This is a genomic window from Bacillus cereus group sp. BfR-BA-01309, from assembly GCF_022664315.1.
Classification (GTDB): domain Bacteria; phylum Bacillota; class Bacilli; order Bacillales; family Bacillaceae_G; genus Bacillus_A; species Bacillus_A mobilis.
This window is the reverse complement of the sequence record NZ_JAKUHE010000063.1, coordinates 1-444: the sequence shown is the minus strand read 5'-3', so window position 1 is coordinate 444 and position 444 is coordinate 1. Positions and strand designations below refer to the sequence as shown.

The window sequence follows — 444 nt, the reverse complement described above, 5'->3', positions numbered from 1 at the left end:
CCGCTGGCTTTTCTTCTTGTTTTCCTGCTTCTAACTTCACAAACTCTAACGACACATACCCTTCTTTTCCTTGATAGCTTATTTTCGCCCAACCATTCGCTTTTCCTAGTACTGTTACTTTTTCTCCATTTTTTAGGTTCCCTAAAACCGAGCTACTTGTATTCGCTGCGCTTCTTACTCGTAAGCTTGTCGCGTTAATTGTTCCTACTTCTTGCGTTCCATTTTTAATCTTTGCATCTGATGTTTTCGGTTGTTCCGGCTTTTTTATCTCTTCTGTGTTGCCATCAATTTTCACAAACTCTAACGATACATAACCTTCTTTTCCTTGATAGCTTATTTTCGCCCAACCATTCGCTTTTCCTAGTACTGTTACTTTTTCTCCATTTTTTAAGTTTCCTAGAACCGAGCTACTTGTATTCGCCGCACTTCTTACTCGTAAGCTTG

1 protein-coding gene is annotated in these 444 nt (G+C 39.4%); it reads right to left on the bottom strand.

Features of this window, described 5'->3' with window-relative positions:
- The coding region (locus tag MR115_RS29585; RefSeq protein WP_242243855.1) for an SH3 domain-containing protein at positions 1-444 on the bottom strand (444 nt) is incomplete at both ends.